This is a genomic window from Methanoregula sp. (assembly GCF_002835825.1).
GTDB lineage: Archaea > Halobacteriota > Methanomicrobia > Methanomicrobiales > Methanospirillaceae > Methanoregula.
Window position 1 is genome coordinate 1 of the sequence record NZ_PIZH01000071.1, and the last position, 7537, is coordinate 7537.

The 7537-nt window shown below is 56.0% G+C and carries 9 protein-coding genes; 4 read left to right on the forward strand and 5 right to left on the reverse strand.

Annotated elements, in window-relative coordinates; genetic code table 11:
* The first annotated feature begins 92 nt into the window (after nucleotides 1-92).
* Both lysS and CW742_RS04145 read left to right on the forward strand, forming a co-directional pair.
* Complete coding sequence (gene lysS, locus CW742_RS04140; RefSeq protein WP_292416853.1) at nucleotides 93-1622, forward strand: lysine--tRNA ligase; 1530 nt, start codon at nucleotides 93-95, stop codon at nucleotides 1620-1622.
* A 47-nt stretch (nucleotides 1623-1669) separates the two neighbouring features.
* Nucleotides 1670-2479, forward strand: coding sequence for a hypothetical protein (locus tag CW742_RS04145; RefSeq protein WP_292416857.1), 810 nt, complete (start codon nucleotides 1670-1672; stop codon nucleotides 2477-2479).
* 37 nt (nucleotides 2480-2516) lie between these two features.
* Here CW742_RS04145 and CW742_RS04150 read toward each other — a convergent pair whose 3' ends face one another.
* Nucleotides 2517-4004, reverse strand: coding sequence for a transglutaminase-like domain-containing protein (locus CW742_RS04150; protein ID WP_292416860.1), 1488 nt, complete (start codon nucleotides 4002-4004; stop codon nucleotides 2517-2519).
* A gap of 122 nt (nucleotides 4005-4126) precedes the next feature.
* Here CW742_RS04150 and CW742_RS04155 point away from each other — a divergent pair, with 122 nt between their 5' ends.
* Both CW742_RS04155 and CW742_RS04160 read left to right on the forward strand, forming a co-directional pair.
* Nucleotides 4127-4699 (forward strand): class I SAM-dependent methyltransferase, encoded by a 573-nt coding sequence (locus CW742_RS04155; protein ID WP_292416862.1) that lies wholly within the window; start codon nucleotides 4127-4129, stop codon nucleotides 4697-4699.
* A gap of 223 nt (nucleotides 4700-4922) precedes the next feature.
* Nucleotides 4923-6341 carry a hybrid sensor histidine kinase/response regulator gene (locus tag CW742_RS04160; RefSeq protein ID WP_292416864.1) on the forward strand — a complete coding sequence of 473 codons (1419 nt, stop codon included), beginning with the start codon at nucleotides 4923-4925 and terminating at the stop codon, nucleotides 6339-6341.
* A gap of 43 nt (nucleotides 6342-6384) precedes the next feature.
* On the opposite strand, the gene CW742_RS04165 is transcribed toward CW742_RS04160, so the two are convergent.
* From CW742_RS04165 to CW742_RS04180, 4 genes are all read right to left on the reverse strand, one after another.
* Nucleotides 6385-6609, reverse strand: a complete 225-nt coding sequence (locus tag CW742_RS04165; RefSeq protein WP_292416866.1) for a hypothetical protein — start codon at nucleotides 6607-6609, stop codon at nucleotides 6385-6387.
* Nucleotides 6606-6938: a hypothetical protein gene (locus CW742_RS04170; protein WP_292416869.1), complete on the reverse strand. Its 333-nt coding sequence runs from the start codon at nucleotides 6936-6938 to the stop codon at nucleotides 6606-6608. The genes CW742_RS04165 and CW742_RS04170 overlap by 4 nt, the downstream gene beginning before the upstream one ends.
* Nucleotides 6939-7280 (reverse strand): hypothetical protein, encoded by a 342-nt coding sequence (locus tag CW742_RS04175; RefSeq protein ID WP_292416871.1) that lies wholly within the window; start codon nucleotides 7278-7280, stop codon nucleotides 6939-6941.
* A gap of 83 nt (nucleotides 7281-7363) precedes the next feature.
* Complete coding sequence (locus CW742_RS04180; protein ID WP_342764856.1) at nucleotides 7364-7537, reverse strand: 23S rRNA (pseudouridine(1915)-N(3))-methyltransferase RlmH; 174 nt, start codon at nucleotides 7535-7537, stop codon at nucleotides 7364-7366.

Consider the following 7537-nt stretch of genomic DNA (forward strand, 5'->3'; position numbering starts at 1 on the left):
CCCGGAACCCTGACGGGGGATTATTATGGTATTATTACGCCCGGAGTCCCATAGATAGGATACATACCGTCCTATACCGTGGTGCATACACAATGACCGACCCCACCGAGAATACCGCATTCGACCAGACCCGGCTCGACAAGATCGTGGCCCTCCGTGAGAAAGGGCACTGCATGTTCCCCCCGACATTCGACCGCAGGAACACCGTTTCCGAGATCAAGACAAAGTACGCGGAGATCACGCACGACAAGAGCGCCGAAAACGTCGCCACAGCCGGGCGTGTCCACATCGTGCGGAACCACGGGAAGACGATCTTTGCCGATCTTGCGGACGAGAACGGCAAGATCCAGCTCTACATCCGAAAGAACGATCTCGGCGAGGAGCAGTTCGAGCTCTTCAACCAGTACGTCGAGCGGGGAGACATCATCGGGGTCGAGGGTCATGTCTTCCGGACGAAACTGGGGGAGATCACCATCTGGGTGGACAAATTCAGCCTCCTCTGCAAATCGGTCTGCTCCCTCCCCGAGAAGTTCCATGGGTTAAAGGACGTAGAGAAGCGTTACCGCCAGCGGTACGTTGACCTGATTGTGAACGAGGAGAACCGGCAGACGTTCAGGAACCGGAGCCGAATCATCTCACTGCTCCGCAGGTATCTCGACGACCATGGCTTCCTCGAATTCGAGACGCCGATCCTCCAGCCGGTGTACGGTGGCGCCAACGCACGGCCCTTCACCACCTACCACAACTTCCTTGACCAGAAACTCTTCCTCCGGATCGCCCCCGAGCTCTACCTGAAGCGGCTGATCGTTGGCGGATTCGAGCAGGTCTTCGAGATCTCCCGGAACTTCCGGAACGAGGGCGTGGACGCGGACCACAACCCCGAGTTCACCATGGTCGAGATTTACTGGGTGTACCGCGACTTCCGGGACATGATGGAGCTCACTGAGAACATTGTCACATATATTATTGACAAAATCCACGGGAAGTACGAGCTCCCGTTCGGCGACGTGACGTTGAATTTCACAAAACCGTGGAGGAAACTTTCAATGGCAGATGCCGTGAAGGAGATCGGCGGCATCGACATCTTCGCCCACCCTGTTGAAGAATTGCGGAAGTTCGCCCACGAGCACAAAATCGAGGACCCGGACAAACCCCGGAACCAGCGCGAATACCTGATCGCCTTCTTTGAAGGGCTTGTCGAGGAGAAACTCATCCAGCCGACCTTCATCTACGACTACCCGGTCGAGAACTCCCCTCTGGCAAAGCGCCACCGCGAGAAAGAGGGCTTCACCGAGCGTTTCGAGCTCTTCATTGCCGGCATGGAAGTGGGCAACGGATTCTCGGAACTGAACGACCCGGTGGACCAGAAGGAGCGGTTCGAGGAGCAGGACAAGAGGCGCCAGCTGGGCGACGTCGAGGCCCAGATGATCGACTACGACTTCATCAATGCGATCGGTTTCGGCATGCCCCCCACCGGCGGTGTCGGCATTGGTATCGACCGGCTCGTGATGCTGCTCACCAACAACAACTCCATCAAGGAGGTCATCCTCTTCCCCTCGATGAAGACCCTGAAGGCCGGCGAAGAAGAGCCTGAAGATGAGAACCCGGGGGCCGGGAACTAAATTCTCTTTTTCCCATCTTTTATTCCGTCAGCAATTCCATTCATTGCATGGATCTCCGGCTATCGTCTCTTCTCCCTGTCCTGCTCTGTGTTTCACTCATCCTTATTGCAGGCTGTACCTCCTCAACACAGCAGGAACCTCCTGCCTCTCCCTCCCCTGATGCCCATACAGGGATTCCCACACAGGAAACCACAGCTACGCCCCATACGTCCATTGCCGTAAAAGAACCAATCGCGGAACAGCTGGCATCCGTGCAATCGGACAGCCGGGTCTTCCATGAAGCATACCGGATGTCCCAGAACATCAGGTCAACCGAATACGTTCATCCGCCTTATACTTCGGACGATACCACAGGCACTTACAAATTCGACTGTCTCGGGTTTGTCGACCACGTGCTCATGAATGCAGCACCGGCAGCATACAAGGAGATCGGCAAGGGTGCCAACCCCTCGATAGAGTCCTATGCTGCCGCGTTCAATGCCCTGGATACGAAGAGCCCGGCGGCGCTTTATGGATCAAAAGTCCAAAGGCCCGTTGATCTCAGGCCCGGGGATGTCTGCCTCTGGCTGAAACCGAATACCCTCGACACCGGCCATATGTGGATCATTGCCGGGGAACCAAAGGTCAACCCCAAACGGACGAACGAGGTCATGGTCCGGATCTTCGACTCAACCGGAACAGTACACAGCGATGACTCGCGGACCGGATCGGTATGGAAGACGGGGCTTGGCACCGGGATCCTCGGCTTCATGACAGATACCGAAGGGAATCCTGTCGGTCTGTACTGGGAGGGCGGGGCGAGCACTGCTGCCGGGGAGAAGGACACGACCATTGTCTGCGGGCGGCTGACCCGGTAACGGGCTGAACGCGAGAAAAAAAAAGGATTACTCCTGCTTACACTTTTTTCACAACAACCTTCCAGTTCTCCAGCATGTCGAACTCCGGGTCGGCATCGCAGGTGTCGCAGACGGCCTTGGGCGACTGCACGACCATATCGAACATGACGGCATTGCCCGCGGGCGGGGTGAGCGGGACGTCCACGTCCTTCTGGATGATGTAGCGGTACGGGTCGAGGTTTCTCGCATAGAAGTCCTTGTACTGGTGACGGTCATCGTCCGATGCCTCGTACGACCATTCCGCACCTTCGGCAATCGTCACATCGTTCGGTATCCAGCCATAGCCCGGCAGGTAATACTCGGACCAGAAGTGGGGGCCCTCGTAGCCGGGCACGAGCTGGTAGCCGCCGATGGCCCGGGCCGGGATGCCAAGCGAGCGGCAGAGTGCTGCAAAGTACATGCTCTGTGTACCGCAGTCGCCAAAACCGGTATCGTGCATGTACACCGATTCCGGGGTATTCGTTGCACTGAGCCGGATATGCGGGACATTGCTGTAGGGGTGCGAGACCACATACCAGTACAGCTTTTCTGCCTGGAGGAACGGGTTGGTCTCGTTCCCCACAATCTCAAGCGCCTTTGCTTTCATCGCAGGGCTGACAACGATGTTCCTGCCGGACGCCGTATACTTTTTGTATTCCGGGTCTTTGGTATCGTAGCTCCCGACCTTTGCCGGATCGATGTTGTTGCGTACCTCGTACTGGGTAAAGTGGAACCGGGCAGTGACGGTCAGGGAATCTCCTGTCACGGTATCCAGTGGTACCTCAAGATAGGCAAGGCCCATCTCTGCTCCCGTCCCGGTCTGTGACTTCACGTATTGCGACGGTTCGATTGAGACAATGGTGACGTTGTGCTGGGAAGGGGTCTCGACCGGCAGGGGAATCCAGAGATGGAGGGTGCCGGTCTTCGGGAGTATAGCAGAGGGGATGGTCAGGGTCTCCGTGCCTTCCCACCGGGTGGGATTGACATAGGTCCCGGCGCTCCCGTTATACGGGGCAAGCGCAATTCCCTTCACCTGGTCGTAAAACGGCGTCTCGCCCCTCTTTGCGGTTGCCTCCCGCATCAGGTCCATATTATGGGACTTTATATTGTTGATGGTGTTCGCGAAGTACCAGGTCTCACCGTCACTTTCGATGCACTGGCTCGCGTTGCAGGGAAGCCAGCCTGCTTTGCGTTCTGCCGGAACCAACGGGAACTCCTCGTCGATCATGGCGGTCATGACGGACTGGTTATACGGGAACTCCGCGTACATCCGGGCCGACAGCGATCCTTTGTTCAGGGCGTCACGTGCCTTGTCAGCGTTACCATCAGCCCTGTACTGAAGGGATGCTTTCTCGTACAGGTCGGCAGCAGCATGATAGTTCTCCAGTGCATACTGGCTTTCTGCCTGTGCATAGAGGGCATCCCCCTGAGACGGGGATGCTTTCTGCGATGTGCACCCGGCGGCAAGGATTGCCACGAACAGGATGAGAAGAACAATGCGTTTCATGGGTATCTTCCTACGTAAAACTATGACAGGGTCTCTGGATATTAACATTGGGATGCAGTCGAAAGACTGCCGGAACAGTTATCCCCGTAGTGCACGCAGATCTCTCTATGTCTCCGGGTGAGATGCCCCGCCGCCATCAGCACGAGGTCTTTTCGGCACAGAATGCCGCCCACCTCGATACCGCATTCCGCCGGTTCCTCTACCGTCCCGACCGGCTGGCAGAACGGTACGTGAAGTATGGCGACCGTGTGCTTGACTTCGGCTGCGGGCCGGGCTTCTTCACCCGCGAATTCGCCCGGCGGGTGGGGGAGATCGGGCAGGTCTGGTCTGCCGATCTTCAGGAAGAGATGCTCGATATCCTCAGGAAAAAACTTGACCGCGAGGAGCTGATGTCGCGGGTACGGACGCACCGGTGCCCTCCTGACCATATCGGCCTCCCCGCGGAACTGCACGGGACGTTCGATGTGGCGTTTACCATCTTTGTCCTGCACGAAGTGCCTGACCTGGAGCAGTATTTCCGTGAAATCGCACTGCTCCTTAAACCGGGGGGCACGTATTTCTACACCGAACCTCTGCTTATCATCCCTGGAAAGGAGTTCGCGGAGAACCTTGCGCTGCTGGAAACCATTGGGTTCCGGGTTGAGGATCGGTACTGGTATTTCCTGAACCGGGCTGCTGTACTCAGGAAAGTGTGAGGGGTTCTCCTGTCCCGGAAAACTGGTTCAGATGAAGAAAAAGCCTTTGCTTACCTGAGCGGAGCGTCCCCGTGTTACAGCAATCCTTTCCGGAAGGCTCTGGGGAGATATTGCAGTATTATACTGTAGCCTGATTCTGAATACCTGAGCGATAAAAACCCCCTTTTATGAAGAGCCCTCCATATCGGTAATTGTATAAACCCCATCAGACGTACCTCTGGTAATGCTCCGCATCCTGGGTGTAGATGATGATCCGGCCCTGCTTGAGGACTGCAAACGTTCTCTCAACGAGACTGGCCTGTTCACTATTGATACCGCAACCTCTGCCGGCACCGCGATGCAGATGCATAACGCTGCACCATATGACCTCATTTTCAGTGAATACCCGATGCCGGAGATGAACGGAATCCCGTTCGTGAAGGCACTCCGGGAACAAGGCGACACAACCCCGTTCATCATCTTTACCGGAAGGGGAAGTGAAGAAGTCGTGATGCACGCCCTCGGCCATGGCGCGGACGGATATGTCAAAAAAGGAGGGGCACACGGTGAACAATTCGCCCGGCTCACTAATTCAATCCACCGGGTCATGGAAAAACGGGAGGCGGAAGAGAGGGCATTACGACAGAATAGCGATCTGCTTGCAGGCATCCTCCGCACCGTCCCGGCCGGTATCGGGATCCTCAAGGGGAAGATCATCACCCACGCCAGCGAACACCTCTGCGAAATGACCGGGTATACATGGGAAGAACTGGAAACAACAGATATCCACACCGTTTGGCCGGATGCCGGTACGTTCCTTTTGCCACCGGCAGACGGCACCACCCGTGCGATGGACGGGGATGCCCTTACGGTTGAGACACGATGGCAGAGAAAGGACGGCGCAACCCTGCGGGTAATTCTCAGTCATGGGCCCCTCTATCCCGCTCACCCGGAACAGGGAACAATCATCTGCCTGTTTGATGTCACGATGCATATGATGGCAGATGATGCCTTGCGTATGGCAAACAAGAAGCTGAACCTCCTCTCGAGTATCACCCGCCACGACATCTTGAACAAGATCTCGATCATCGACAGCAATATTATTTTTATCCAGAAACGGAACCCCCCAAAGGAGATCGACCCCTTCCTCCTGAAGATCGGGACCACGACACGGGCAATCCAGACCCAGATCGAGTTCAGCCGGGTGTACCAGGATCTGGGAAGCACGGACTCACGTTGGCAGAAGATTGATTCAATCATGCCCAGAAGGATGGTGCCGGAAGGTGTACAATTCCAAACCACCTGCGGGGAGATAGAGGTGTTTGCGGACCCGATGCTCCAGAAGGTCTTCTTCAACCTCTTTGATAACTCCCTGCGACACGGGGGCCACGTCCACCAGATCCTGGTCAGCTGCCGTGAAGGAGAGGGTGGACTGAAGATCCTCTGGGAAGACGACGGCATAGGTATTCCCGATGACGAGAAAGAGCGGGTGTTCGAACGCGGGTATGGCAAAAATACCGGCCTTGGACTCTTCCTTGTCCGGGAGATTCTGGGGATCACAGGCATTACCATCCGTGAAACCGGCACGCCGGGAAAGGGGGCCATCTTTGAGATAAGTATCCCAAGGGGCGTGTATCGGTTCACGGCAGGGAAAAAAGGATAGTGCCGGGGGACTCAACAAGGATTTTTGCGCAGGATACCCGAACTCAAAGGGCCTTTATCTGGGAGACCAGTCCCCTCGCAAAGTCATCGCCGGCAAAGATCCGGAGCGGCTCATAGAGATCATCTGCCAGTACGGGAAGCATCTCGGACGTGATGTGTTCGGGCGCGATTCCGAGCTTCTTGCACTTGATGCGGAGCGCAGACTGTGCCAGCGCATGGCCGATCTTCGGTTCGAGAATTCCCATGATACGCTCTGAATATGCCGTCATGGCTTCTCCCCGCCGGACAGGTGCAGCAGCCTGTACCCGGCATAAACAAAGAAACCGGCTGATGCGATGTACGCGACAGACTGGAACCATCGCAGGGAATACTCTTTCGTGAACCCGAAATCAGTGCCATCGGCGTAGATCCGGAGCCATCCTGCGACAAGGGTGAAGAACGCAAACAGGATAACTGTATCAATGAAAAGACGGATCTTTCCGGTGAATAACCTGCGGACAATCACGTAACATACCAGTGCGCCAAGGAAGAGGAGCGGAGCTGTAATTTTGAGGATGAGCACGAGCGGGCTGGTGGTGTAATCGAGGAGATCGACCATCTAGTCTCCCCCCTCTTTCAACCCGAACGCTTCGGCAATCTCGGAGAATTTCCTGTACACGAGCATAGCCACAAAGAGACTGACGAGTGCAAAGATGACAGCGCCGGTGCTCTCCATCCATTTGAATTGCGCGAGGTAGTCCCCCAAAAACCGGGCTCCGGCCCCGATGCAGGCGGCGATGCCGCCGCACATCAATGCCCCGGCAATGACTTTCAGGTTGCCCTCGTATTTCTTCCAGGCCTTGTAGAAGAACCACGTCCCGATGGAGTACAGGATGATGATAAGGCATTTAAACACCGGGTTGAGGATGCTTGCCTTGTAAGACAATATCTCGATGACCACGGAACTTCCTTCCTGTCTCGAATTCGGATCTGGTAAAAGAAAAATGTATCGGAATTTTTGAGATGAGACTATCCCGAAGTTCGTTACTTATGATAGGGTTCGCCCCGGAGGATCCGGAACGCCCGGTAGATCTGCTCGATGATAAGGAGCCGGGCTATCGGGTGGGTGAACGTCATGCGGGAGAGGGAGAGCCGGAGATTACTCTGGGAAATGACTGCCGGAGCAAGCCCGAGGTCTCCGCCAATGATGAACGCGAT

Excerpts from the sequence above, each read along its gene's own strand:
- lysS (WP_292416853.1), top strand. The coding sequence starts at position 93 with ATGACCGACCCCACCGAGAATACCGCATTCGACCAGACCCGGCTCGAC.
- CW742_RS04155 (WP_292416862.1), top strand. The coding sequence starts at position 4,127 with ATGCCCCGCCGCCATCAGCACGAGGTCTTTTCGGCACAGAATGCCGCC.
- CW742_RS04145 (WP_292416857.1), top strand. The coding sequence starts at position 1,670 with ATGGATCTCCGGCTATCGTCTCTTCTCCCTGTCCTGCTCTGTGTTTCA.
- CW742_RS04165 (WP_292416866.1), bottom strand. The coding sequence starts at position 6,609 with ATGACGGCATATTCAGAGCGTATCATGGGAATTCTCGAACCGAAGATC.
- CW742_RS04170 (WP_292416869.1), bottom strand. The coding sequence starts at position 6,938 with ATGGTCGATCTCCTCGATTACACCACCAGCCCGCTCGTGCTCATCCTC.
- CW742_RS04150 (WP_292416860.1), bottom strand. The coding sequence starts at position 4,004 with ATGAAACGCATTGTTCTTCTCATCCTGTTCGTGGCAATCCTTGCCGCC.
- CW742_RS04160 (WP_292416864.1), top strand. The coding sequence starts at position 4,923 with ATGCTCCGCATCCTGGGTGTAGATGATGATCCGGCCCTGCTTGAGGAC.